A 24,192-nucleotide genomic window follows, 5' to 3' on the forward strand; every position below is an offset into this window, starting at 1 on the left:
AAAGTGATATCACCTATCACATTACCGCTCTACCACCTTGATATATAGTATTATTAACGTTAGCACACTAAGAGAATTATGCAGAAATACGGTTTAATAGGCTATCCGCTGAGACATTCGTTTTCCATCGGATATTTCAATGAAAAGTTCAAATCGGAGAATATCGACGCTGAATATGTAAACTTTGAGATACCCAGTATCAATGACTTTATGGAAGTCATAGAGGAAAATCCCGACCTCTGCGGACTTAATGTGACCATCCCGTACAAGGAGCAGGTCATTCCCTTTCTTGACGAACTGGACAAAGACACCGCAAAGATCGGTGCAGTGAACGTCATCAAAATCATCCGCCTGCCGAGGGGAAAAGTAAAGCTTGTCGGCTACAACTCGGATATCATAGGATTTACACAGTCTATTGAGCCTTTACTGCAACCCCATCACAAGAAGGCGCTGATTCTGGGTACAGGCGGTGCATCCAAAGCCGTCTATCGCGGACTGGCCAACCTAGGCATCGAAAGCGTATTCGTATCGCGCACGAAAAAGGAATCGTCTTACCTCACTTATGACGAACTGACACCGGAAATCATGCAGGAATATACAGTCATCGTAAACTGTACGCCTGTAGGCATGTATCCCAAAGTAGATTTCTGCCCCGACATCCCTTATGAACAACTGACCCCAAACCATTTGCTCTACGATTTGTTATATAATCCAAACGAAACACTCTTCATGAAGAAAGGCCAGGCACAAGGAGCCGTCACTAAAAACGGACTGGAGATGTTGCTGCTGCAAGCCTTTGCTGCATGGGAAATTTGGAATAGATAATGAAGAAAACCATCAAATATTCAATTCTCGGTCTGGCTGCCCTCTGCACCTTGCTGTTGTGCGGAGGGTACTATATGCTAGGATATGCCCTGAAGCCCGAAGAACTGGCGACACGAAGCCGCGACATCGCCTCATCCTACGAACTCATGTACGAACACTATCCCGAACTGCAACCGTGGATGGACAGCCTGATGACCGTAGGAGCACTGAAGGACTTCTACATCGAGAACGACCGTGGAGAGACACTACATGCGCTCTATGTTGCAGCCACCCTCCCCACCGACAAAACGGCAGTCATCGTACATGGATATACGGACAATGCCGTACGCATGCTGATGATAGGCTATTTGTACAGCAAGGAGATGGGTTTCAATATCCTGCTTCCCGACCTTTACGGACACGGAATGAGCGAAGGAACCCATGTACAGATGGGCTGGAAAGACCGACTTGACGTGTTGCAATGGACTGAAACCGCCGATGAGCTTTTCGGGCGCAGCCATGCAGACAGCATATCATCCCGCAGTACAAAGATGGTAGTACACGGCATCTCCATGGGAGCCGCCACCACCATGATGGTATCCGGCGAAGTAGAACATGGCCAATACCAACAGCCTTTCATCAAGTGTTTTGTGGAAGACTGCGGCTATACAAGCGTATGGGACGAGTTTCGCGGAGAATTGAAAGAACAGTTCGGACTGCCTCCTTTCCCCCTACTGCATACTGCGAGCTGGCTCTCTCGGCAGGAGTACGGATGGGACTTCCGTGAAGCTTCTGCCTTGGAGCAAGTAAAGAAATGCACTTTGCCCATGCTCTTCATCCACGGTGATGCCGACACCTTTGTGCCGACGTGGATGGTTTATCCCCTCTACGAAGCCAAGCCTGAACCCAAAGAATTATGGATTGTACCCGGTGCCACGCATGCCATGTCTTACAAGGATTATCCGCAGGAATACACCGAGCATGTAAAGAAATTCGTAGGGAAATACATTCATTAATGTGATTTTGCCTATCTTGGCCACAACGAATATTAGTAGTATGAAACGATTTATTTCCATAGCATTCTTCTTGTGCCTGGTCGTATCCTTGCAGGCACAAGAAGTCTACACCACTAAGAACATTCCTAAAGTACACCTTCAGGACAAGACACGTTATGCCTGCAACCCTGCCGGTATCCTGTCTGCAGAGGCATGTGACGACATAGACCGCATGCTCTACGCACTGGAACAGCAGACGGGCATCGAAACGGTAGTCGCCGTTGTCCCGTCCATCGGACAAGAAGATTGTTTCGACTTTTCACACCGGCTGCTCAATGAATGGGGAGTGGGCAAGAAAAAGAAAAACAACGGTTTGGTCATTCTGTTGGTAACCGACCAACGCTGCATCCAGTTTTACACAGGATACGGTCTGGAAGGAGACTTGCCCGATGCCATCTGCAAACGCATACAAACCAAGTACATGATTCCCTATCTGAAAGACAGTAATTGGGATGCCGGAATGGTAGCGGGCGTAAAGGCTGTCTGCGCACGTCTTGACGGCAGTATGGAAAATGACACGGAAGAGGAGGAAGACCTCTCTACAGGAGGTATTCTGTTGGGGATTTTAGGTATCTTTGGAGTAGCACTGATAACAGGTTTCCTTGCCCAACGCGCAGCCAACAAATGTCCCAACTGCGGACAACATAAATTGCAGAGAAGCGGAAGCGTACCCATCTCACGCCGCAATGGAGTGAAAACCGAAGACGTGACCTACACCTGCCGCAATTGCGGACACAAAGTAGTGCGCCGCCAGCAGTCATACGATGAGAATTACCGGGGAGGCGGAGGCAGCGGTCCGGTCATTTTTGGTGGAGGAGATCTCTTCGGAGGCGGAGGCTTCAGCGGTGGCAGCTTCGGAGGTGGTATGGGCGGTGGCGGTGGAGCCGGTTCCAGATTCTAAAACCTCATCCTCTCTCCCGCAGAGAGGAGAAAAGGAATGAAAAAAAAATTTCATAGAATATAATTAAATGATTAATAACCGCACTTTCCTCCTCCCCTCTCTACGGAAGAGAGGGCGGGGGCGAGGCTTAAAAATGAAAAGTATGAAGAAATCAACCATTATCATTATTGCAGTTTTAGCACTCCTTGCCATTTGGGCAGTAACGGGTTACAACGGACTTGTAGCAATGGAAGAAAATGTCAACGGACAATGGTCGAACGTGGAAACTCAATACCAACGCCGTGCCGACCTGATTCCCAACCTTGTAAATACAGTAAAAGGCTACGCTTCTCACGAACGGGAAACCTTGGAAGGTGTGATAGAGGCCCGCAGCAAGGCCACCCGAATCACAGTGAATGCCGAGGACCTGACGCCCGAAAAGCTGGCCGAGTATCAAAAGGCGCAAGGTGCCGTGACTTCTGCCCTCGGCAAACTGCTTGCCATCACGGAGAACTATCCCGAGCTGAAGGCCAACCAGAATTTCCTGGAACTGCAAGCCCAACTGGAAGGTACCGAAAACCGCATCAACGTGGCACGTACCAACTTCAACAACACGGCGAAGGAATTCAATACCAGCATCCGCCGCTTCCCCAAGAATATCCTTGCCGGACTGTTCGGCTTTGAGAAACGCGCTTACTTTGAAGCTGCCGAAGGTGCGGAACAGGCACCGAAAGTAGAGTTCTAAAAATGGACGCAAAAGCATGAATTGAATAATACAGCCTGCATCACATATTCATAAGCAACTGTATATCAACATAAATAATCTAATAAAAGCTAAAAAGGTATGCCCGTATAACCGGACGTACCTTTTATTTTATACATTTGCTCCCGTTATCCATTCCTTTTAACCCGATACAAACAATGAAACATACGTTGAAATACATCTTCACCCTCCTTATACTGTCCGGCTTGTATGCCTGCAACGGTGACGTTTTTGTGGACGAAGTCAAACTCCCCCTCACCGAAGCCACGCTCAGCGGCGACGGCGACACGCTGACTCTCCGATTCAATACTCCAGAGTGGTCGCTGATTAATGCCTATAAAGGCGAAGAGATTTACGGGCTTTACGGACAATTCTATACACTGGACGGCACGGACATGGGTATCACCAAGTGCCATTTGGAAGACAAAGGAAAAATCGTAGTAAAAGACCTCGGCCAAGAGTTAATCCTTGTCCGCCCCAACGACAGGGAACTGCAAGTGTACATCGGCGACAACCCCACCGGCAATCCTTTTCTTTTCTCCGTGTTGATAGGCAATAAGAACCATTACGGCAAGGAACAAGAGATACGCTTCACCCAATCTCCGGGCAGCGGTTACGTGATAGACCGGATAGAATACAACCTCATCCCCGAATCCGTGGGTACTGAAATTTTTGAAGACAATTATCTGCTATGCCTCAACAGCTCCGGCGAACCGGAAGTGCGCACCTACAACCTGAACGAATGGATGCGCCGTCACATATACCTCTCCTGCGCCACCTCCACACACTTTGCACAAACAGATGACGGTCTGCCCTCCATCGAGCTCCCATCTGCCGACATCTCGCAGGGACTGAAACCCGGCAACGACCGTATAGAGTACTTCCAAAACGGAAACGCACTTGTCGAAATGAGTGTGCAGCCGCCCTTCATGAAGACCATGACCCTGCAACCGGGTATCACAGAAATCAGACGCATAGCCGAATATCAGGTTTATTCCGCCGACTACACCCTCTATCTGCGCAATGCCAAAACAGGAAAGCCCCATACCGTGCAAGGTACCTTGCGCAGCAAAACTCCGACAAGAACAATTGGTTTCTATCTAAATCATCAGGAGAATGATAAGTGACCCCAAGAACAAAATACAATATACAAGTAAGAAAACAAGCCTATACATTCATGAAAACCATCCATAAACTACTGACGGCCCTGCTCCTTGCAGGACAATCTGTCAACGGGCTATGGGCGCAGGGCGATGCGATGCCCGCACATACAGACACCGTGCCTCATCCCCTGCACCGTCCCATCCACAAAATCTCACTGGACATACGCCCCGCCTACCTGACTCCTACCAACAGCTTCTTCAAAGGTGACAATGCAAACCAACAACGGATGAACAAGTTCTTGTCGGGGCATCTGAAATACGGTTTGCAGTTCAACCCCGAATCGCCTTTGGGAATGATGTATCCACACACCACACAGGGCATCGGTTTGGCGGTCAATACGCTATTCAATGACACGGAAATAGGAACACCGGTGGCAATCTATGCCTTTCAGACTTCGCGCATCGCAAGCCTATCGTCCCGGTTGTCGCTGGACTATGAGTGGAACTTCGGCGCATCGTTCGGCTGGAAGAAGTATGACGAGGAGACGAATCCGTACAATACAGTGACAAGTTCCAAGATAAATGCCTACATCAACCTGGGCTTCTTCCTGAACTGGCAGCTTTCTCCCTGCTGGAACTTCACGGCAGGGGTGGAAGGAACCCACTTCTCGAACGGAAACTCCCACTATCCCAATTCAGGAGTCAACACGATAGGAGCACGGATAGGCATCACACGGAACTTCGGCGATGCACGGACACTGATGCCGGCACAAGCCGCCCGTCCTCCTCAGGGAAGGACATTTGTCCCGCATATCAGTTACGACTTAGTGGTGTACGGAGCCACGAAAATACGCGGTTGGGTAGAAGAGTACAACAGTGTGCTGGTGCCGGGTTCATTCGGTGTAGCGGGCATCAACTTCAACCCGATGTATAATTTCCACCGGGTATTGCGGGCAGGCATATCGATAGACGCTCAATATGACGAAAGCGCCAACCTACGCGACCATCAGGCGGGAACGAACGAGAAGGGTGACCTCAAGTTCTACCGCCCACCATTCAAGGAGCAATTCAATGCGGGACTGTCGGCACGCATCGAGTTCGTGATGCCGGTGTTCTCCATCAACCTTGGCGTAGGTTACCACTTCCTGCACAAGGGCAATGACACCAAAGGATGCTACCAAGTACTGGCACTGAAAACGTCACTAACGAGGAACCTCTACCTCCATATAGGCTATCAGTTGCAGAATTTCCACGACCCGAACCACTTGATGCTGGGATTGGGATGGAGATTCAACAACCGGAGAACCGGAATGTTCTAAGCAGATTACTTTTCTCGCACAAAGCCAAGGTTGTAACCGAAATAATCACTACTTTTGCGCATTCAATTGAACTAACTTATTATCTCATGAGCAATCAACGATACATGATGCGAGGCGTCAGCGCATCCAAGGAAGATGTGCACAACGCCATAAAGAATATCGACAAAGGTATCTTCCCGCAGGCTTTCTGCAAAATTATTCCCGACATTTTGGGCGGCGACCCGGAATATTGCAACATCATGCACGCCGACGGTGCAGGCACCAAGTCCAGTCTTGCCTACATGTACTGGAAGGAAACCGGTGACCTCAGTGTATGGAAAGGCATCGCACAGGATGCACTTATCATGAACATAGACGACCTGCTTTGTGTGGGTGCCGTGGACAACATTCTGGTATCTTCCACCATCGGGCGCAACAAACTGCTCATTCCCGGTGAAGTAATCTCCGCCATCATCAACGGTACGGACGAACTGCTTGCCGAGCTCCGTGAAATGGGCGTAGGCGTTTATGCCACCGGAGGCGAGACTGCCGATGTGGGCGACCTTGTACGCACCATTATCGTAGACTCTACGGTGACTTGCCGCATGAAGCGCAGCGATGTCATTGACAATGCCAACATCCGCCCGGGAGACGTGATTGTAGGTCTGGCTTCCTACGGACAGGCCACCTACGAAAAAGAATACAACGGCGGTATGGGCAGCAATGGTCTGACCAGCGCACGCCACGACGTGTTCGCCAAATATCTGGCAGAGAATTATCCCGAAAGCTACGACAAGGCAGTGCCCGAAGAACTGGTTTACAGCGGCAAGCTGAAACTGACGGACAGCGTCGAAGGCAGTCCGATAGATGCAGGAAAGCTGGTACTCTCTCCTACCCGTACGTATGCACCGGTAGTAAAGAAGCTGCTCAACGCACTCCGTCCCGAGATTCACGGTATGGTCCACTGCTCAGGCGGCGCACAGACCAAGGTGCTGCACTTTGTAGGTAACAACTGCCGCGTCATCAAAGACAATCTCTTCCCCGTTCCACCGTTGTTCAAGATCATCAAAGAACAAAGCGATACGGACTGGAGCGAAATGTACAAGGTGTTCAACATGGGCCACCGTCTGGAAGTGTACCTCTCTCCCGAACATGCGGAAGAGGTGATTGCCATCTCGAAGAGTTTCAACATCGACGCACAGATTGTAGGCCGCATCGAGGAAAGTGACAAGAAAGAGTTGATTATCAAAAGCGAATTCGGAGAGTTCAGATACTGATAAAGATGGGAAAAAAAGGCGACAGCATCTACATAAAACTACCTGAAAGCATAGTTCAACTGGGTGCGATAGCTATTCTGTTCGTTATTATCGACCTCACCGGAGGACTGATAGACTACATTCAGGAACCGGAAATGAGAATAGGTCGTATCATTATGCGCTCAATAGGTATATTAGGCTGGTCGGGCGTAGAATATCTTGCCATTAACGTGATATGGCAGAATCATAAGAATAAATGACTCTACAGCAGGAAGTAAAAAAACAGAAAACTATTATTAAATGGCAGATAACAACAATACACTACTCGAAAAACTGGAGGGCCTCGTAGCCCGCTTCGAGGAGGTATCGACTTTGATTACGGACCCGGCAGTGATTGCCGACCAGAAACGTTACGTCAAGCTCACCAAAGAGTACAAGGAACTGGGCGACCTGATGAATGCCCGCAAAGAATACATGCAAGTGTTGAGCGGCATCGAAGAAGCCAAAGAAATCATTGCCAACGAAACAGACCAGGAGATGCGCGAAATGGCACGCGAAGAGCTGGATGCCTGCCAGACCCGCCAACCGGAACTGGAAGAACAGATAAAGCTGCTCCTCGTTCCCGCCGACCCGCAGGACGGACGCAACGCCATTCTGGAGATACGTGGCGGTACGGGCGGCGATGAAGCCGCCATCTTTGCAGGCGACCTCTTCCGCATGTACACCAAATTCTGTGAAGCCAAAGGCTGGAAGCTGGAAATATCCAGCGCCAACGAAGGTGCAGCCGGCGGTTTCAAGGAAATAGCATGCTCCGTGACGGGCGACAACGTATACGGCACGCTGAAATATGAATCGGGCGTACACCGCGTGCAGCGTGTGCCTGCCACCGAAACACAAGGACGCGTACACACCTCTGCCGCCTCCGTAGCCGTGCTTCCCGAAGCCGAAGAGTTCGATGTAGTCATCAACGAAGGCGAAATCAAGTGGGACACCTTCCGAAGCGGCGGTGCAGGCGGTCAGAACGTGAACAAGGTGGAATCCGGCGTGCGTCTGCGCTACAACTGGAAGAACCCCAACACGGGCGTAGTCGAAGAAATCCTCATCGAGTGTACCGAGACGCGCGACCAGCCCAAGAACAAGGAACGCGCCCTCTCGCGCCTGCGTACCTTCATCTACGACAAGGAACACCAGAAGTACATCGACGACATTGCCAGCAAACGCAAGACAATGGTCAGCACCGGCGACCGCTCTGCCAAGATACGTACCTACAATTATCCGCAAGGACGTATCACAGACCATCGCATCAACTACACCATTTATAATCTCTCCGCTTTTATGGATGGAGACATCCAGGACTGCATCGACCACCTCATCGTAGCGGAAAATGCAGAAAGACTGAAGGAAAGCGAATTGTGACAAGGTGGCAAAGTGATAAAGTGACAAGGTTATAGAGTGACGAGATGATAGTTCATTAACCAAGCAATCCCAATCATTAAATCGTAAATATAAAGATGAACAAACAAGAATTATTTGAAAACATAAAGCGCAAGAAATCATTTCTTTGCGTAGGCCTTGATACCGACATCAAGAAAATCCCCGAACATCTGCTGAAAGAAGAAGATCCTATCTTCGCTTTCAACAAAGCTATCATCGACGCAACGGCCGACCTCTGCATCGCCTACAAGCCCAACCTTGCTTTTTACGAAAGCATGGGCGTGAAAGGCTGGATAGCTTTCGAGAAGACCGTGAACTACATCAAGCAGAACTATCCCGACCAATTCATCATCGCCGACGCCAAACGCGGAGACATCGGAAACACCTCTGCCATGTATGCACGCACGTTCTTCGAAGAGCTGGATATAGATTCCGTAACCGTTGCCCCCTATATGGGCGAAGACAGCGTTACGCCGTTCCTCACCTATGAGGGCAAATGGGTAATTCTGCTTGCACTGACCAGCAACAAAGGCTCGCACGACTTCCAACTGACGGAAGACCCGCAAGGCGAACGCCTCTTCGAGAAGGTGCTCCGCAAATCACAGGAGTGGGCTAGCGACGAACAGATGATGTATGTGGTAGGCGCCACCCAGGGCCGTGCCTTCGAGGATATCCGCAAGATTGTGCCCGAACACTTCCTGCTTGTCCCCGGCGTAGGTGCCCAAGGCGGTTCGCTGGAAGAAGTCTGCAAGTATGGCATGACGAAGACTTGCGGACTGATTGTCAACTCCAGCCGCGGCATCATCTATGTGGACAAGACGGAAAATTTCGCTGCTGCCAGTCGCAAGGCTGCCCAAGAAGTGCAGGCACAGATGGAAGAACAATTGAAAGCAATCTTGTAAGAATATGCCATGATACTCCTGCAAGACATACCACAATATTATGCATACTGCTTTGCGGGCAAAGACCTTTGCCCCAAAGCAGCCACCTGCCTGCGAGCCATTGCAGCGCAAACCCTCGCGGAAAGCGAGGAAGAAGGGAAGAATATACTGTACTGCATAAATCCCGTTTATGTGCAGCGTCTTTCGCCTGCCGACAGTTGCCGGTATTACCGCAACAATAAACCCGTGCGCTATGCCAAGGGTATGACCCAGCTCTTCGAAGACCTCCCCTTAAAGCAATCACGCGTGGTCCGCCTACGGGTAATGCAATGCTTTTCGTGCGAAAGCTATTTCTACCAAAGCCGCAAAGGAGAGCGGCTCATTACTCCTGACGAACAAGAAGCCATTCGCCGTGTATTCCGTGCGTCAGGCGTGACAAGCGAACCTAAGTTCGATGGCTTTCAGTACAGTTTGGCGTGGGAAGGATAGATATAACTATTCTATCAATCAGCATCTTACGGATTTATTTATTTTTATCTCCAACAAAGTGACACTTTATTCCCAATAAAGCGCCACTTCAACAGCAATAAAGCGTTACTTTAACAGCAATAAAGTGGCGCTCTGGCAGAGATAAGACAAAACTCGATTGTCACTGAAGCAACAGCATACGGAAAAGAAGATACAGACAAGACAGTTCTCATCCACCAGTTGATGAGCAGCGTCTGTCTTACTGCATGAAATTAGCAATCAGGAAACTGCAAGCGTCCTCAAGTTCCGAAAGTTCTTCTTTGCGAGACAGACGGATGCCGCACCGGTCGCAGAAATCTTTCAAGAGCGATTCCGTTCTGCCATCCTCCACCTCAATCATATCCGGTTTGTTGTCCAAGCGGCACAAGTTATCGACAAGTTCAACAAGCATCTGCCGAGGCGCCTCTTCTCCATCCTCCATACAGAAGACGGGGAACAGCCCATCTTCTCCGGCATCCAGGCAAAGCAATACAGACGGCAGGAAAGGTATTCCATCTGCTGATTCATCCACGGGTGCAGGCATGTGGATGAGCTTCATCTGCAATGTGCCGGAAGTACGGAGTTTCTTCACCCTTCTTATAAGTATATCATTGGTAAACTCCGGTGCCGGCCATTCGTCGGGCAGGAGAGCAGGGAGCTCTATCATCCCCCAGTCGTAAGTCCCCTCAGCGTTTGGAACAAGGTAAGGCACCGGTTTTCCTCCCTCCATCGTAGGGTAATCTCCTTTTTCGTCAAAGCCCAGTTCAGTCAGACTCCGGCACGCCAACTCTCCCGCAACGGCAATCGCCGCACGGAGTGCTTCGACAATATCGGCGGCATCTTTCTCGCAAGTAATGCCCAAGGGCACTTTGAAAGGCAGATGCCGGGTAAAGTCAGGCCACCCTTTGGGACGGCGCACCTTCAGCCCATGGGCATTGACATAGTCGCGGATTATCTTCTTCGTCTTATTCTGCACGGCAGATGCCTGTATGAAGTCACAATTGATGCAGTCAAAAGTCGCTGCCATCTCAAGCATATCCACTTCAGAAAACCGCATACTGCCGAAACCGAGACTCTTCAAATAAGAAGCGAACCCTTTCTGTCCCCTATAGAAGCCCAAGGCTAAATGTTCGCCTCCATTCCCCATCACGCAACAATAACCTGTCTCTCCATCAGAAAGGCGGAATGCAAACACATCACTGTCCGTCAATATATTCCACAGTTCCGTATCGCGGTATTGAAATGCCACCGCAAGCATATCATCTGTCAATATCATACTACATCTATTTTTATCAGATGCAAAGCTACGACTTATTTCGAACAAACATGCTTCCTTATCTATTTAATTATAAAAAACTGTCATCCATAGCGAAGCAAAGCACCTACTTTTCCAAAACAAGTTTGTTATCTATCAAACCCAAGACGGGAAGACTTCTATTGATGTGAAATTGGAGCAGGACACGGTGTGGCTTACACAGGCGCAAATGAGCGAATTGTTTCAGATTTCATCTTCGACAGCGAAGAACATGTACAACAAGGCAGATGACAGTATTGACATCCTCTACAACGACGGCAGCACCAAGAATATTGCCGAAGCATCGGACATGCTCAACATTTCTCTTCTGTCTAAGAAAGTAAAAAAGTACGACTTATGCTACCAACGTTTGCATAGATAAGTATAAAATATTCACCTTAGAATAAGGAAATATAAAAAAAAAGTCCGTTATTTGCGTTTTGAAACCATCTAACAAGAATAAGACATGGAGTTCTCTGCTAAACAAATTGCAACATTTATCCAAGGAGAAATTGTTGGAGACGAGAATGCTACCGTTCATACCTTTGCGAAAATCGAAGAGGGAATACCGGGAGCCATATCCTTCCTATCCAACCCCAAATACACCCCCTATATATACGAAACCCAATCAAGCATTATTCTGGTAAACAAGGACTTTGTTCCGGAACAAGAAGTAAAAGCTACCTTGATTAAAGTGGACAATGCGTATGAAAGTCTTGCCAAATTGCTGAATCTTTATGAGCAAAGTAAGCCAAAGCGGGTGGGAATTGACTCTCTGGCCTTTGTTGCCGAGACAGCTAGAATAGGCAAGGATGTTTACATTGCGCCTTTTGCTTGTATTGGCGAATATGCAGAAGTGGGAGACAATACGGTCATTCATCCTCACGTCACGATTGGCAACGGTGCCAAAGTGGGCAATGACTGTATTATTTACGCTAACTCAACCATCTATCACGATTGCCGGGTAGGAAATCACTGCATCCTGCACTCCGGTTGCGTTATCGGTGCAGATGGCTTCGGCTTCGCCCCCACTTCCGAGGGTTATGAAAAAATCCCGCAAATAGGTATAACCATCTTGGAAGACCATGTGGAAATCGGTGCCAACACGTGTGTGGACCGCGCTACTATGGGAGCTACCATCGTACATAGCGGCGTGAAACTGGATAATTTAATCCAGGTGGCACACAATGATGAAATAGGCTCCCACACCGTAATGGCTGCGCAAGTAGGTGTAGCAGGTTCTACCAAGATAGGAGAATGGTGCATGTTCGGCGGGCAAGTAGGCATTGCAGGCCATATCCATATAGGCAATAAAGTGAACCTTGGCGCACAGTCCGGTGTTCCCAGTAGCCTAAAGGACGGTAGCCAGCTTATCGGCACCCCTCCTATGGAGCTGAAACAATATTTCAAGGCATCCATCGCACAAAGAAGTTTGCCGGAAATGCAAGTGGAACTGCGCCAGCTCCGCAAAGAATTGAATGAACTTAAACAACAATTAAATAAGTAACCAATGTTAAAACAAAAGACTCTAAAAGATAGCTTTTCGCTCAGCGGAAAAGGTCTTCATACGGGACTTGACCTAACCGTTACTTTCAATCCTGCTCCGGATAATCATGGATACAAAATCCAACGTGTCGACCTAGAAGGACAACCTACCTTCGATGCCGTTGCAGACAATGTAATCGAAACTACCCGTGGTACCGTACTCTCCAAAAACGGAGTAAAGGTGAGCACAGTGGAGCATGGTATGGCAGCCCTCTATGCATTGGGAATCGACAACTGCCTGATACAGGTAAACGGACCGGAATTTCCCATTCTGGACGGAAGCGCCCAATATTATGTCAACGAAATAGAGCGCGTAGGCACTGTAGAACAAAATGCCGTAAAAGATTTCTATATCATCAAGTCCAAAATTGAATTCCGTGACGAAACCACCGGCTCTTCCATCATCGTGTTGCCGGACGAGAACTTCAGCTTGAATGTACTGGTATCGTACGACTCCAACATCCTCCCCAACCAGTTTGCAACATTGGAGGACATGACAAAATTCAAGGATGAAATCGCAGCAAGCCGTACTTTCGTGTTTGTGCGCGAAATTGAGCCATTGCTGCAGGCCGGTCTTATCAAGGGCGGCGACCTTGACAATGCGATTGTTATTTACGAACGCGAAATGTCTCAGGAGAACTATGACAAACTGGCCGATGTGATGGGAGTTCCTCACATGGACGCCAAACAATTGGGATATATCAACCACAAACCTTTGGTGTGGCCCAATGAATGCGCCCGTCACAAGTTGCTCGATGTCATCGGCGACCTGGCTTTGATAGGCAAGCCCATCAAGGGCCGCATCATCGCTACCCGCCCGGGACACACTATCAACAACAAGTTCGCCCGCCAGATGCGCAAGGAAATCCGCCTGCACGAAATCCAGGCTCCTGCCTACGACTGCAACCGCGAACCGATTATGGATGTAAACCGCATCCGCGAACTTCTGCCTCACCGTTACCCGATGCAATTGGTGGACAAAGTAATAGAAATAGGTGCCAACTACATTGTAGGTATCAAGAACGCAACTTCCAACGAGCCTTTCTTCCAGGGACACTTCCCGCAGGAACCCGTAATGCCCGGTGTGTTGCAGATAGAGGCAATGGCGCAGACGGGAGGTCTGCTTGTACTGAATTCGGTGGATGAACCGGAACGCTACTCTACCTACTTCATGAAGATTGACGGTGTGAAGTTCCGCCAAAAAGTGGTACCGGGAGATACGCTCATCTTCCGTGTAGAGCTGATGGCTCCCATACGCCGCGGCATTTCTACCATGAAAGGTTATGTGTTCGTAGGCGAGAAAGTGGTCTGCGAAGCGGAGTTTATGGCACAAATAGTTAAGAACAAATAAATAGATTTACGATTAGACGATTTACGTTTTACGATTCATATTACCCATAAGAATTATCACTTTCAGGTAAAATCGTATATACTGTAAATCGCAAATAACCTCAATCGTAAATTGCTAAACCGTAAATAATATGATAAGTCCCTTAGCGTATATTCATCCCGAAGCCAAAATCGGGGAGAACGTAGAGATTGCTCCTTTTGTTTTCATTGACAAGAATGTGGTAATCGGTGATAACAACAAGATTATGGCAAACGCCAACATTCTGTACGGTGCACGCATCGGCAATGGAAACACCATTTTCCCGGGAGCCGTTATCGGTGCCATTCCCCAGGATTTAAAATTCAGAGGGGAAGAAAGCACTGCTGAAATCGGAGACAACAATATCATACGTGAAAACGTAACTATCAACCGCGGCACAGCTGCCAAAGGCAGAACCATCGTCGGCAACAACAACCTCCTGATGGAAAGCGTACACGTGGCCCACGATGCCCTGATAGGCAACGGCTGTATCATTGGCAACTCTACAAAAATGGCGGGTGAAATTGTCATCGACGATTATTCCATCATCAGTGCCAATGTACTGATGCACCAATTCTGCCATGTAGGCGGTTACGGTATGATACAAGGCGGTTGCCGTTTCAGCAAGGACATCCCACCGTACATCATTGCCGGACGCGAGCCTATCTGCTATGCGGGAATCAATGTGGTAGGGTTACGCCGCCGTGGATTCTCCAACGAGACCATCGAGAAAATCCACGATGCCTATCGCATCATCTATCAAGGCGGTCTGAACAATACGGATGCCTTGAAGAAAATCGAGGATGAAATGGAAATGACACCGGAAATAAGTTATATCGTAAACTTTATACGTGAATCAGCCCGCGGCATTATCCCCGCAGGGAAATAAAAAGACGTATGATTTACACAAAATCAGAAGTCAGAAATCATAAATTATAATTCATCATGATCTACAGATTTACAATCATCTCTGACGAAGTGGACGATTTTATCAGAGAAATACAGATAGACCCGGAAGCTACCTTTTATGACTTCCATGAAGCAATCCTAAAGTCGGCCGGCTACGCCAACGACCAGATGACCTCTTTCTTCATTTGCGATGATGACTGGGAGAAAGAAAAGGAAATTACGCTGGAAGAAATGGACGACAATCCGGAAATGGACAGTTGGGTAATGAAAGAGACCCAACTGAGTGAACTGGTTGAAGACGAGAAACAGAAACTTCTCTATGTATTCGATTATATGACTGAACGTTGCTTCTTCATCGAGCTTTCTGAAATCATTACCGGAAAAGAAATGAAAGGCGCCAAATGCACCAAGAAGGCGGGTGAAGCTCCCAAGCAGACCGTTGACTTTGAAGAGATGGCAGCTGCCGGCGGTTCTCTGGATTTAGACGAAAACTTTTACGGCGACCAGGACTTCGATATGGAAGATTTCGACAAAGAGGGCTTCGGCGGTTTGGACGAAGCCGGAAGCTCTTTTGAAGAAGAGAAATATTAAACAGACATACCATACAGATTTCTTTTAAGCGCGGATTACACGGAAACGCACGGCTATTATTGAATATTCCCCGTGTAATCCGCGTAATCCGCGCTTAACGTTTTTATCCGCATGCACACTTTAATTGTACTTATCGGTCCCACCGGAGTAGGCAAAACAGAGCTAAGCCTCCGATTGGCAGAACATTTCCATACTTGTATCGTCTCAGCCGATTCGAGACAACTCTACGCAGATATAAAGATAGGCACAGCTGCCCCTACACCGGAGCAACTGAAACGGGTACAGCACTACTTCGTCGGCACCCTGAAGCTGACAGACTATTACAGTGCCGCCCAATACGAAGCGGAAGTGATGAGGCTGCTGGAAAGCTTGTTTACAAAGCATGACACCGTACTGCTGACCGGAGGCTCAATGATGTATGTAGATGCAGTCTGTAAAGGAATTGACGACATTCCGACCGTAGATGCCGATACACGCCGGCTCATGCTGCACAAATACGAAACAGAAGGTCTGGAAAGACTTTGTGCGGAACTTAAGCTGCTGGACCCGGAATATTACAAAATAGTAGATTTGAAAAATCCCAAACGTGTAGTCCATGCGTTGGAAATCTGCTACATGACGGGAAAGACCTACTCTTCCTTCCGCACCCGGCAAAAGAAGGAACGTCCCTTCCGTATTATCAAAATAGGATTGACTCGTGACCGGGAAGAGCTTTATGAACGCATCAACTGCCGGGTAGACCAAATGGTGGAAGACGGCTTGGTGGAAGAAGCGCGCACGGTCTATCCGTATAAAAGTCTAAATTCCCTGAATACAGTAGGCTACAAAGAAATATTCAAGTATCTGGACGGCGAATGGACATTACCCTTTGCCATCGAAAAGATAAAGCAGAACTCACGCATCTATTCCCGTAAGCAAATGACCTGGTTCAAACGGGACGAGGAAATCCGCTGGTTCCACCCGGAGCAGGAAACGGAAATACTGAAAATCCTCTGAAATCCTTATCCCCTATTCATCAAGAAAGAATTATTCGCTGACAAGTTCCTGCAACTTATCCTGCATATACCGAAGTTTCGCAGTTCCAGTACCTTGTTCTATATGGCGGATAATGCCTTTCTTATCCACCAGTATAGTGACCGGCATACCACTCACATGAAAGGTCTCGAAGAAAAACGAGTCATCGGCTATCTGGGTAAAGAGGAAAGGACGGCTCTCTACAATTTTCTTTATTTGTGCAGCACTGTCAAAAGTCGTAGCAAGATAGGTTACATCAGGATAGACTTCCATCCATTTGTTCAGCTCCGGCATTTCACGGATACAAGGGCCACAGCCGGTATACCAGAAGTTCAAGACCATAGGACGTCCCGCCACGTTGTCCGAACCCACACCAGGCGGCATGCCTTCGAAGAAAAGCCCGTCCACCAAATAATATTTCTTACCGGCTGTCTGGGCAGAGCAAAGCCCTGCCCCCACAGCTAGCAGAATTAGAAACAAAGAGAAAATTTTCCTTATCATAGTTGTTAGAGACTATTCATTTTTTAGCGCAATCGTAAGCTTGGATTGTGCCTTCACTTTGCCGGTAGCCATGCCAATATACGAAACAACCAATACAGCATCCTTAGAAGGTACAGAAAGGACAAAATTACCATTGACATCGGTAACGCTTCCCGTAGTGGTACCTTCTATCAGAACAGTCGCACCGATAACAGGTTTCCCCTGCTCATCCACCACTTTGCCTTCCACTTTCATATTGCCTTTGGCAATGGTCTTTTCTACAGCTTTAGTTTTTTTAGTAGTGATGTAAATCTCACCTTTTCCATCTGCCTCTTTCTTCACCTCAATACCCTCAATATTCTCGGCAGGTATTAAATCATCGATAGTTTTAGTATCCAAGTCAACCTTTTCTCCATCAATATAGACAGTCTTTATTAAATCAAGACTGCCCTTATGCTGTACTTTAGCATTCTCTGCCACCTCATTACCCCGGCGGATAACCATACCCGGAGTTCCTTGTTTCAGGGTTATCAGAATAACACCATTCTGTCCCTTTTCTCCATATAATTCCGTGGCAGATTTGTCTTTTAAAACCGTTATACGTTCTATCTTATCAGAATTCAATGCACTCATAACAGATGGCGTCACCTCTTTTCCATCCACAATATACAGTGGTTCTTTCCCATTACCTGCATACCCTTCAACTGTAATACCATTGGCAGAAGAAGTTTTTTCAAGTTTGTCGTCATCCAGCCTGAACATCACCGGAGCCGTATATTTCACCGCCACCGGCTGCCCCTTCTGTCTTCCAGGTTTCCACTTCGGCATAGTGTTTATCAAACGTAACGCCTCAGCATCCATATCCTTATCTACAGAACGGAGTACCTTGGAGTCCTTGATACTTCCATCTTTATCCACTACAAACCGGACAGTCACGCATCCCTGTATACCTTTCTCTTTGGCAGATGCCGGATAACGCATATTCGTCTTGATATAATCCATGAAAGCACTCATTCCGCTGCCGGGAAATTCCGGCATCTCCTCTACCACCTCGAAGACCGGAGTTCCCTTCAACTGCTTTCGGACTTCCGACGGTACATACTTCACATCGGCAGGTTTCGTAGTGTCACCTGCATTTTCCGCCACTTTTGTTTCTACAATTGCAGCCAAATCGTTAACTTTGACGCTTGAAATTTCCTCAACTTTATCGGAAACTTCGGGACGGGCAAAAGCTGTCACTGCAATGGCAGCCACAGGAAGTACATAAAGATACTTCAAACGTGCCCACGGACTTGATTTTTCTTTTAACATCATAGTGATACGTTTTTTAAGTTTACTGTGATTAAAGCTGTTGGCCATAGAGTAGAGCCTTGTGCCGACAGCTTTTTTTATTAATAATAGTTGATATTGTTTTGCGTCCACGCCCTCCTTTATCACCGTCTCATCGGCTTCAAACTCATGGATATTCTGCAGTTCCTGCTTCAGCAACCACGATGCCGGATTGAACCACTGGAAGAAAATGCAGACATCAGTCACCAGCAAGTCCCAGGAATGGCGGTTATGGATATGGGCAAGCTCATGGATAAGGATTTCCCGTCCATTCTCCTCCAAGTCTTTCCGTGAAATGACAATATATCCCATCCAACTGAACGGGGAGATGTCACGGTTGTGTACAATCAAAGTAACGCGCTCTTTCCTGCCCTGCAAGTAATTGCCGATGTCTTCTCTCCTACCCGCTTTCAGCAACATCAGCAACCGCACCAGCGAACAGGCATTGCGGAAAGCAAAGAAAACGATTCCTGCCAGATAGACCAACAGTGCCACTTGTATCCAGGTGACCGTTGCCGCCTCAGCCGTTATTCCGGTTTCAGTGGCATTCATTGCATCTGCCATCATCAACAACTGTTCCAATGTCAGCATGGTCTGATGCACTTCAGTCTCTTGCCTTACACTTACCTCAACCCAAGGCAGCAGGCACGACAACAACAAAATGCCCAGTAAAGCGAACCGGTTGAAACGATGAAAAGTCTCACGTGCCAGCAGCAAGCGGTAAAACAGATAGAATACCGCCAGACAAACGGATGATTTGAGTATATAAACAAGAAACAGACCCATGGAGTTATTTGCTATTTGATGATTTGTAATAGTCAAGACTTGTTCTGACAGTCCATTTACTATTCGGTTTTCTCATTTCCTGATTTTGCAGTTGATACTTTCTTGCCACAGCGACTTCTTCGATAAAAGTTTGCATGGGAGTTTTTTCTGAAACAGTACTTTCCGGATGCTTGCAATCCGTAGCAAATAGTCACCAGCAACCAACAAACCAATCCGATGTTTTTCATAAGCAAGAGTTATCAAATTTTCAATTACCTCATTCCTTTCCCTTTTCCACCTCTTGTATCAACTGTTTCAGCTCTTCCAGCGATATATCCTCTTCCTTTACCAAAGACGACACCGCGCCGAGATAAGAATTATTGAAATATTTGCTGATGACATTCTTCAGTGTCCGCTTGCGGAAATCCTCCTCGCTGACCACCGCATAATACTGATACGTGTTGCCATACGTATGATGGCTCAGAAACCCTTTATCCTCCAATCCTCTCACAATGGTGGACAAAGTATTGAAATGCGGTTTCGGCTCTTCATAGAATGCCAGCATTTCCTTCACAAACAACGGCCCCTTTTCCCAGAAAAAGCCCATGATTTCTTCTTCTTTTGCAGTCAATCCTTTCATAACATTCTTTGTTTTCTGCAAAGAACTAAATTATTTAGTTCAAAAACTAATTTCCTTCGTTAAATAAAACTAAAGCTTTTAGTTTATCCGGCAAAACCCACTCTCCAACCATCTCCCGACAAGCAAAATACCTAGTAATAGTGATTGCAGTTCTCGGATAAAAGCCGTTACTTTGCATACGAATTAGAGAATTAAAAAACAATAACGCACAATGAATGAGCAACATAAATACCGTTCCACGGACAAGATGAGCGACCTCATCTGCGACAATTACTCTTTATTGATGGTAATGAGCCGTTTCGGACTGTCATTAGGATTCGGAGACAAAAGTGTGAAGGACGTCTGCGAAGCGCAAGGCGTCGATTGCCCTACATTCCTTGCCGTAGCCAACTTTATCAGCGAAGAGCAATACTCTTACAGAGGCAATGAAAGCGATTTTTCCATTCCCGCCCTTATGGATTATCTGAAGCGTGCCCACACATATTTCCTCGACTTCAACCTGCCGGCCATCCGCCGCAAACTCATCGAAGCCATCGATTGTTCCAGTACAAACGATGTAGCCTACCTTATCCTGAAGTTCTTCGATGAATATGCCAAGGAAGTACGCCGCCACATGGAATATGAAAACCAGGCCGTATTCACCTATGTAGAGCAACTGCTCCAAGGCAGGCTATCGGACGAATACGACATCGCCACTTTTGCCAGCAAACATAACCAGATAGACACCAAACTGAAGGAACTGAAGAACATCATCATCAAATACTATCCGGAAAAGGGGAACAATAACCTCCTGAATGCTGTTCTGTTCGATATATTCAACTGCGAACAAGACCTTGCCACCCACTGCCAAGTAGAAGATTATATGTTTGTTCCCGCCGTAGCACACATAGAAAGGAAGTTGAAAAATGAACCATAACACTTCATTGAAGATTGTCATTGCAGAAACCTCAGTCATCCTACGGAGTGGACTGACGGCTGTTTTAAAGCGTATTCCCAACTTGAATGCACACCCCATTGAGGTTTCTTCGCCAGAATCACTGCAGAACTACATTCACATGCAACCGGCAGACATTATCATCATCAACCCCACTTTCGGTGGCTGGTTCGACCTGCCCGCCTTCAAGGCAGAACACGGAAAATCAGGCGTCAAGTTCATTGCCATGGTATGCTCCGTCATCGACAATAACATATTGAAGGAATATGACGAGAACTTCGCCATGTGCGATGACGTAGATGTCATCACCTCCAAAATCAACCACTTGCTGCACACCGAGGAGGAAGAGGAGAAAGACGGCGAACAAGAAACCCTGAGCCAGCGCGAAAAGGAAATCATCACCTGCGTTGTGAAGGGCATGACCAACAAAGCCATCGCCGACAAGCTCTACCTCTCCATCCATACCGTCATTACCCATCGCCGCAACATTGCACGCAAATTGCAGATACATTCTCCGGCAGGGCTCACCATCTACGCTATTGTAAACAAACTGGTAGAATTGAGCGATATCAAAGACTCCCTATAAAAAATCCCGACAGATGTTTTCCATTCTGTCGGGATTCTTTTTACCATTCTCACCGTGCTTGTAAGAATATGGTCTTCAGCAACTCTGCTACAAGTTCATTGCATTGGCACCTAAAGCTCCCAATACGGCGGAAGCAACAGCTATCACTACCTTCAAAATCTTGTCCCAAACGTTCTTTTTCATAGTCTCAATCTTTCAAAATTAGTAAATACATCTTATCCTAACGGGTTCTCTCCCTGGTCACCGTCGGAACCGCCACCGGAATTGCCACCGTCACCGGCATCATCCTTACCGTCAGTAACTGGTCCCGTCCATTTCTCAAACTCCACCCCCTGAAGCAGGGCACGCGTAGTGCCAATGGCAGCCGGGCGCGTGTATTCCGGAGTAAACTGGCAGCGTAGAGCAGTCACCTGATTGGGATTCACGTCTTCAGATTGAGCCACTCCCTTACCTCGCGTACGGGCCTTCATGGTGAATGTGCCCAAACCATCCAGACGCACCGTACGACTGTTCAGCAGCTGGCTCCTCATCACCGTCATCAGGTTACGGATTACATTATGTACGTCACCCGGAGTCAGGGAAGACTTCTCGGCAATCACTTCAGCCAGCTGTTGCGCATCCACGGCTCTTCCCACTTTCTTCAAACTCAGATGCCAAAGTTTGGCACCCTCTTTCGTCGCCAGAGACGACTGTCTTGCATAATAAAATAAAGGCATACTTTCTTTCTCCTTTTTACATTTTTAATTCAACATGGTTTTTAATCTCGTTTTGTTGATCAACAATGCAAAGGTGGGGATATATATGCCTGCAAACAAAGAAAACAGCCTCGCTGAAGCTGTTTTCTGAGATAAGTTTATAAAGTATTGATTTACAGACTTGCAAACAGATATCAGAATTATTCCTCTATCACTATATATTTATCAACATTCCGCATCTCTTTGCTGAAATTGACTCCTACTTTCAGCAGCTTTCTTCCTTCCAACGCATAAGGAATCAGATAGCCTTTTTCATCTATTTGTTTCAGAGCCTCTTCAGCACTACCATTCAGCTTAAATTCAAATACATAGATATAATCTCCAGTCTTCACCACTGCATCGGCACGTCCACGGGCACTGCGTACTTCAGTTTCTACAAACTGCCCCATCAGAGTGAACACTATATAGAAGACCGCTTGATAATGCCGCTCGGTACCGTTACTCAGTTCATAGGGAATACCAGCAAAGAATACTTTCAAACGCTCCATGAATGCGTCGACATCACCGAAACTGAGTTCACGCATAAACTTAGCGATGTGAAAACCGGTCTCATCGTCCGTGACATCAGTATAATAAGGTACTAAGAAATTCAAAAAACCATAGCGGACTTCATCATTGGGGAAACCTAAAGTATAAAGTAAAACATCTTTGTCATAATCCTTAATAGTAAGATATCCGCTTTGATAAATCATCGGAAGAGGATTCTTCACCTCAGCACGATACTCGAAAAAAGCGGAAGCCGTTACTTCAACACCATCAATCAAGAGACGCAAATCATAATCACTCTGCTTCAACAAATCCACCAAATAGGTAGGAGTACCTGTCTGAAACCAAAAATTATCCAAAACCTTTGCTTTACATGCATTCAATACGCTAAAGGGATTGAAAACTCCTTCACAATGCGGATAGAAATGATAACCGTCATACTGCTTGGTCATCTTATCCAGTATTGTGTCAAAGTCCATTCCATTGTCAGCTCCCAAACGTTCTATTTCCGGAGTAAATGTACGAACCAATTCTTCTTTGGTAATACCACAAAGAGAAGAATAATCGGGCCATGAACTGATATCCTGCAAGTGATTCAGGTCGCTGAACACACTGACTTGAGCAAACTTGGTAACTCCCGTCAAAAAGACAAAACGCAGATAGCGGTCGGCACTTTTCAGTACTCCATAAAAGGCTTTCAAAATACGTCTGTACTCATCAAGCAGTGTTTCGTCAAGCAGAGTTTGTATCAAAGGTTTGTCATACTCATCAATCAAGACCACTACTTGTCTACCCGTTTGTTCATAGGCACGGCGGATAATACCGGAGAAACGGTCGGAAAGTGTTACCTCACGTTCTTCTTGTCCCCAAACATCCTCCCACAAACTCAGATACCGGGCAAGCATAGAGTCTAAGCGGGAGATGGAATCATATTTTTCCGCATTCAAGTCCAAATGCAACACCGGATATTCAATCCACTCCTTTTCTAATTGCTCAATGGCAAGTCCTGTAAACAAGTCTTTGCGACCTTGAAAGTATGCTTCAAAAGTTGAAATAAGTAAGCTTTTCCCAAAGCGACGGGGACGGCTCAAAAAATAAGGTTTCCCAGTATGAACCATCTGATAAACAAACGCTGTCTTATCCACATAAAGGTAACCATCTTTCCGAATATCCTCAAAAGTCTGTATGCCTATCGGCAATTTACGTATCTGTTCCATTTTAGTATGGTCTTGGAGTGTGATAATAAGTCGCAATCTTTTTTACAAAGATACTTTTATATTTTAAGATGCCCTAATTATCACTCACTAATTTCAATTTTCCAGATACAAGAACAAATATAAAAGCAGCCGGGATCACCTCCTTCGAAGCTTCTTTTTACATTTTTAATTCAACATGGTTTGTTAATCCTGTTTTGTTGTTCAACAATGCAAAAGTGAATATATATGCCTCTAAACAAAGAAAACAGCCTCGCTGAAGCTGTTTTCTGAGATAAGTTTATAAAGTATTGATTTACA

At 46.9% G+C, this 24,192-nt stretch carries 25 protein-coding genes and 1 pseudogene; 19 read left to right on the forward strand and 7 right to left on the reverse strand.

Translation table 11 applies throughout. The features are described 5' to 3' along the window. Positions 1 to 78: 78 nt before the first annotated feature. The 11 genes from E5355_RS13155 (at position 79) to E5355_RS13205 (ending at position 9,963) form a co-directional block, all read left to right on the forward strand. Positions 79 to 825 carry a shikimate dehydrogenase family protein gene (locus tag E5355_RS13155; protein ID WP_136010712.1) on the forward strand — a complete coding sequence of 249 codons (747 nt, stop codon included), beginning with the start codon at positions 79 to 81 and terminating at the stop codon, positions 823 to 825. Then, positions 825 to 1,820: an alpha/beta hydrolase gene (locus E5355_RS13160; RefSeq protein WP_136010713.1), complete on the forward strand. Its 996-nt coding sequence runs from the start codon at positions 825 to 827 to the stop codon at positions 1,818 to 1,820. Before E5355_RS13155 ends, E5355_RS13160 begins: the two co-directional genes overlap by 1 nt. Positions 1,821 to 1,860: 40 nt before the next feature. After that, positions 1,861 to 2,760: a TPM domain-containing protein gene (locus E5355_RS13165; protein ID WP_136010714.1), complete on the forward strand. Its 900-nt coding sequence runs from the start codon at positions 1,861 to 1,863 to the stop codon at positions 2,758 to 2,760. Between the two features lie 142 nt (positions 2,761 to 2,902). Beyond that, a complete protein-coding gene (locus tag E5355_RS13170; protein WP_136010715.1) occupies positions 2,903 to 3,484 on the forward strand; it encodes a LemA family protein in 582 nt (193 codons plus the stop codon). Positions 3,485 to 3,660: 176 nt separating this feature from the next. Continuing rightward, a complete protein-coding gene (locus E5355_RS13175) occupies positions 3,661 to 4,629 on the forward strand; it encodes a hypothetical protein (protein WP_136010716.1) in 969 nt (322 codons plus the stop codon). 50 nt (positions 4,630 to 4,679) lie between these two features. After that, positions 4,680 to 5,924 carry an acyloxyacyl hydrolase gene (locus tag E5355_RS13180; RefSeq protein ID WP_136010717.1) on the forward strand — a complete coding sequence of 415 codons (1,245 nt, stop codon included), beginning with the start codon at positions 4,680 to 4,682 and terminating at the stop codon, positions 5,922 to 5,924. An 86-nt stretch (positions 5,925 to 6,010) separates the two neighbouring features. Then, positions 6,011 to 7,180, forward strand: a complete 1,170-nt coding sequence (locus tag E5355_RS13185; RefSeq protein ID WP_136010718.1) for an AIR synthase related protein — start codon at positions 6,011 to 6,013, stop codon at positions 7,178 to 7,180. Positions 7,181 to 7,185: 5 nt separating this feature from the next. Next, complete coding sequence (locus tag E5355_RS13190; protein ID WP_136010719.1) at positions 7,186 to 7,419, forward strand: hypothetical protein; 234 nt, start codon at positions 7,186 to 7,188, stop codon at positions 7,417 to 7,419. A 40-nt stretch (positions 7,420 to 7,459) separates the two neighbouring features. Continuing rightward, positions 7,460 to 8,575, forward strand: a complete 1,116-nt coding sequence (prfA, locus tag E5355_RS13195; protein WP_136010720.1) for a peptide chain release factor 1 — start codon at positions 7,460 to 7,462, stop codon at positions 8,573 to 8,575. A gap of 95 nt (positions 8,576 to 8,670) precedes the next feature. After that, the gene (gene pyrF / locus E5355_RS13200; protein WP_136010721.1) at positions 8,671 to 9,495 is read left to right on the forward strand and encodes an orotidine-5'-phosphate decarboxylase; all 825 of its coding nucleotides are present in this window, start codon (positions 8,671 to 8,673) and stop codon (positions 9,493 to 9,495) included. A gap of 9 nt (positions 9,496 to 9,504) precedes the next feature. Continuing rightward, on the forward strand, positions 9,505 to 9,963 hold the full coding sequence (locus tag E5355_RS13205; protein ID WP_136010722.1) for a DUF6078 family protein: 459 nt from the start codon (positions 9,505 to 9,507) through the stop codon (positions 9,961 to 9,963). Positions 9,964 to 10,201: 238 nt separating this feature from the next. Here the strand turns inward: E5355_RS13205 and E5355_RS13210 are convergent, their stop codons facing one another. Beyond that, positions 10,202 to 11,257, reverse strand: a complete 1,056-nt coding sequence (locus tag E5355_RS13210) for a DUF7309 domain-containing protein (protein WP_136010723.1) — start codon at positions 11,255 to 11,257, stop codon at positions 10,202 to 10,204. Positions 11,258 to 11,492: 235 nt separating this feature from the next. Between E5355_RS13210 and E5355_RS19945 the strand changes: the two are divergent. The 6 genes and pseudogenes from E5355_RS19945 to miaA form a co-directional block, all read left to right on the forward strand. Next, positions 11,493 to 11,657, forward strand: a pseudogene (locus E5355_RS19945) (phosphohydrolase); the annotation flags it as partial. Between the two features lie 84 nt (positions 11,658 to 11,741). Next, the gene (gene lpxD, locus E5355_RS13220; protein ID WP_136010725.1) at positions 11,742 to 12,782 is read left to right on the forward strand and encodes a UDP-3-O-(3-hydroxymyristoyl)glucosamine N-acyltransferase; all 1,041 of its coding nucleotides are present in this window, start codon (positions 11,742 to 11,744) and stop codon (positions 12,780 to 12,782) included. A 3-nt stretch (positions 12,783 to 12,785) separates the two neighbouring features. Then, positions 12,786 to 14,171 (forward strand): bifunctional UDP-3-O-[3-hydroxymyristoyl] N-acetylglucosamine deacetylase/3-hydroxyacyl-ACP dehydratase, encoded by a 1,386-nt coding sequence (locus E5355_RS13225; protein WP_136010726.1) that lies wholly within the window; start codon positions 12,786 to 12,788, stop codon positions 14,169 to 14,171. Between the two features lie 130 nt (positions 14,172 to 14,301). Next, a complete protein-coding gene (gene lpxA / locus E5355_RS13230) occupies positions 14,302 to 15,078 on the forward strand; it encodes an acyl-ACP--UDP-N-acetylglucosamine O-acyltransferase (RefSeq protein WP_136010727.1) in 777 nt (258 codons plus the stop codon). Positions 15,079 to 15,134: 56 nt separating this feature from the next. Continuing rightward, on the forward strand, positions 15,135 to 15,689 hold the full coding sequence (locus tag E5355_RS13235) for a plasmid pRiA4b ORF-3 family protein (RefSeq protein ID WP_136010728.1): 555 nt from the start codon (positions 15,135 to 15,137) through the stop codon (positions 15,687 to 15,689). A 111-nt stretch (positions 15,690 to 15,800) separates the two neighbouring features. Next, positions 15,801 to 16,685, forward strand: coding sequence for a tRNA (adenosine(37)-N6)-dimethylallyltransferase MiaA (miaA, locus tag E5355_RS13240; protein WP_136010729.1), 885 nt, complete (start codon positions 15,801 to 15,803; stop codon positions 16,683 to 16,685). A 30-nt stretch (positions 16,686 to 16,715) separates the two neighbouring features. On the opposite strand, the gene E5355_RS13245 is transcribed toward miaA, so the two are convergent. From E5355_RS13245 to E5355_RS13255, 3 genes are all read right to left on the reverse strand, one after another. Next, positions 16,716 to 17,204 carry a TlpA family protein disulfide reductase gene (locus tag E5355_RS13245; RefSeq protein ID WP_136010730.1) on the reverse strand — a complete coding sequence of 163 codons (489 nt, stop codon included), beginning with the start codon at positions 17,202 to 17,204 and terminating at the stop codon, positions 16,716 to 16,718. 12 nt (positions 17,205 to 17,216) lie between these two features. Next, complete coding sequence (locus E5355_RS13250; RefSeq protein WP_136010731.1) at positions 17,217 to 19,298, reverse strand: M56 family metallopeptidase; 2,082 nt, start codon at positions 19,296 to 19,298, stop codon at positions 17,217 to 17,219. Positions 19,299 to 19,554: 256 nt separating this feature from the next. Beyond that, entirely contained in the window at positions 19,555 to 19,917 is a 363-nt protein-coding gene (locus tag E5355_RS13255) for a BlaI/MecI/CopY family transcriptional regulator (protein ID WP_136010732.1), read from the reverse strand. 211 nt (positions 19,918 to 20,128) lie between these two features. Here E5355_RS13255 and E5355_RS13260 point away from each other — a divergent pair, with 211 nt between their 5' ends. Together E5355_RS13260 and E5355_RS13265 are read left to right on the forward strand one after the other, a co-directional pair. Continuing rightward, complete coding sequence (locus E5355_RS13260; protein WP_136010733.1) at positions 20,129 to 20,833, forward strand: hemerythrin domain-containing protein; 705 nt, start codon at positions 20,129 to 20,131, stop codon at positions 20,831 to 20,833. Continuing rightward, positions 20,823 to 21,437 carry a response regulator transcription factor gene (locus E5355_RS13265; RefSeq protein ID WP_136010734.1) on the forward strand — a complete coding sequence of 205 codons (615 nt, stop codon included), beginning with the start codon at positions 20,823 to 20,825 and terminating at the stop codon, positions 21,435 to 21,437. The genes E5355_RS13260 and E5355_RS13265 overlap by 11 nt, the downstream gene beginning before the upstream one ends. Positions 21,438 to 21,524: 87 nt before the next feature. Here E5355_RS13265 and E5355_RS19485 read toward each other — a convergent pair whose 3' ends face one another. From E5355_RS19485 to E5355_RS13275, 3 genes are all read right to left on the reverse strand, one after another. Beyond that, a complete protein-coding gene (locus E5355_RS19485; RefSeq protein WP_168354333.1) occupies positions 21,525 to 21,620 on the reverse strand; it encodes a smalltalk protein in 96 nt (31 codons plus the stop codon). Between the two features lie 32 nt (positions 21,621 to 21,652). Further along, positions 21,653 to 22,153 (reverse strand): HU family DNA-binding protein, encoded by a 501-nt coding sequence (locus E5355_RS13270; RefSeq protein WP_136010735.1) that lies wholly within the window; start codon positions 22,151 to 22,153, stop codon positions 21,653 to 21,655. A 179-nt stretch (positions 22,154 to 22,332) separates the two neighbouring features. Further along, a complete protein-coding gene (locus tag E5355_RS13275; RefSeq protein ID WP_136010736.1) occupies positions 22,333 to 23,895 on the reverse strand; it encodes an ATP-binding protein in 1,563 nt (520 codons plus the stop codon). Between the last annotated feature and the right edge of the window lie 297 nt (positions 23,896 to 24,192).

It is taken from the genome of Bacteroides muris (ex Afrizal et al. 2022) (assembly GCF_004793475.1).
Classification (GTDB): Bacteria; Bacteroidota; Bacteroidia; order Bacteroidales; family Bacteroidaceae; genus Bacteroides; species Bacteroides muris.

Excerpts from the sequence above, each read along its gene's own strand:
- E5355_RS13275 (WP_136010736.1), bottom strand. The coding sequence starts at position 23,895 with ATGGAACAGATACGTAAATTGCCGATAGGCATACAGACTTTTGAGGAT.
- lpxA (WP_136010727.1), top strand. The coding sequence starts at position 14,302 with ATGATAAGTCCCTTAGCGTATATTCATCCCGAAGCCAAAATCGGGGAG.
- pyrF (WP_136010721.1), top strand. The coding sequence starts at position 8,671 with ATGAACAAACAAGAATTATTTGAAAACATAAAGCGCAAGAAATCATTT.
- E5355_RS13210 (WP_136010723.1), bottom strand. The coding sequence starts at position 11,257 with ATGATATTGACAGATGATATGCTTGCGGTGGCATTTCAATACCGCGAT.
- E5355_RS13250 (WP_136010731.1), bottom strand. The coding sequence starts at position 19,298 with ATGGGTCTGTTTCTTGTTTATATACTCAAATCATCCGTTTGTCTGGCG.
- E5355_RS13235 (WP_136010728.1), top strand. The coding sequence starts at position 15,135 with ATGATCTACAGATTTACAATCATCTCTGACGAAGTGGACGATTTTATC.
- E5355_RS13175 (WP_136010716.1), top strand. The coding sequence starts at position 3,661 with ATGAAACATACGTTGAAATACATCTTCACCCTCCTTATACTGTCCGGC.
- lpxD (WP_136010725.1), top strand. The coding sequence starts at position 11,742 with ATGGAGTTCTCTGCTAAACAAATTGCAACATTTATCCAAGGAGAAATT.
- E5355_RS13165 (WP_136010714.1), top strand. The coding sequence starts at position 1,861 with ATGAAACGATTTATTTCCATAGCATTCTTCTTGTGCCTGGTCGTATCC.
- E5355_RS13170 (WP_136010715.1), top strand. The coding sequence starts at position 2,903 with ATGAAGAAATCAACCATTATCATTATTGCAGTTTTAGCACTCCTTGCC.
- E5355_RS13245 (WP_136010730.1), bottom strand. The coding sequence starts at position 17,204 with ATGATAAGGAAAATTTTCTCTTTGTTTCTAATTCTGCTAGCTGTGGGG.
- E5355_RS13225 (WP_136010726.1), top strand. The coding sequence starts at position 12,786 with ATGTTAAAACAAAAGACTCTAAAAGATAGCTTTTCGCTCAGCGGAAAA.
- E5355_RS13190 (WP_136010719.1), top strand. The coding sequence starts at position 7,186 with ATGGGAAAAAAAGGCGACAGCATCTACATAAAACTACCTGAAAGCATA.
- E5355_RS13155 (WP_136010712.1), top strand. The coding sequence starts at position 79 with ATGCAGAAATACGGTTTAATAGGCTATCCGCTGAGACATTCGTTTTCC.
- E5355_RS13260 (WP_136010733.1), top strand. The coding sequence starts at position 20,129 with ATGAATGAGCAACATAAATACCGTTCCACGGACAAGATGAGCGACCTC.
- E5355_RS13255 (WP_136010732.1), bottom strand. The coding sequence starts at position 19,917 with ATGAAAGGATTGACTGCAAAAGAAGAAGAAATCATGGGCTTTTTCTGG.
- E5355_RS13265 (WP_136010734.1), top strand. The coding sequence starts at position 20,823 with ATGAACCATAACACTTCATTGAAGATTGTCATTGCAGAAACCTCAGTC.
- E5355_RS13185 (WP_136010718.1), top strand. The coding sequence starts at position 6,011 with ATGAGCAATCAACGATACATGATGCGAGGCGTCAGCGCATCCAAGGAA.
- E5355_RS13270 (WP_136010735.1), bottom strand. The coding sequence starts at position 22,153 with ATGCCTTTATTTTATTATGCAAGACAGTCGTCTCTGGCGACGAAAGAG.
- prfA (WP_136010720.1), top strand. The coding sequence starts at position 7,460 with ATGGCAGATAACAACAATACACTACTCGAAAAACTGGAGGGCCTCGTA.
- E5355_RS13180 (WP_136010717.1), top strand. The coding sequence starts at position 4,680 with ATGAAAACCATCCATAAACTACTGACGGCCCTGCTCCTTGCAGGACAA.
- E5355_RS13160 (WP_136010713.1), top strand. The coding sequence starts at position 825 with ATGAAGAAAACCATCAAATATTCAATTCTCGGTCTGGCTGCCCTCTGC.
- E5355_RS19485 (WP_168354333.1), bottom strand. The coding sequence starts at position 21,620 with ATGAAAAAGAACGTTTGGGACAAGATTTTGAAGGTAGTGATAGCTGTT.
- E5355_RS13205 (WP_136010722.1), top strand. The coding sequence starts at position 9,505 with ATGATACTCCTGCAAGACATACCACAATATTATGCATACTGCTTTGCG.
- miaA (WP_136010729.1), top strand. The coding sequence starts at position 15,801 with ATGCACACTTTAATTGTACTTATCGGTCCCACCGGAGTAGGCAAAACA.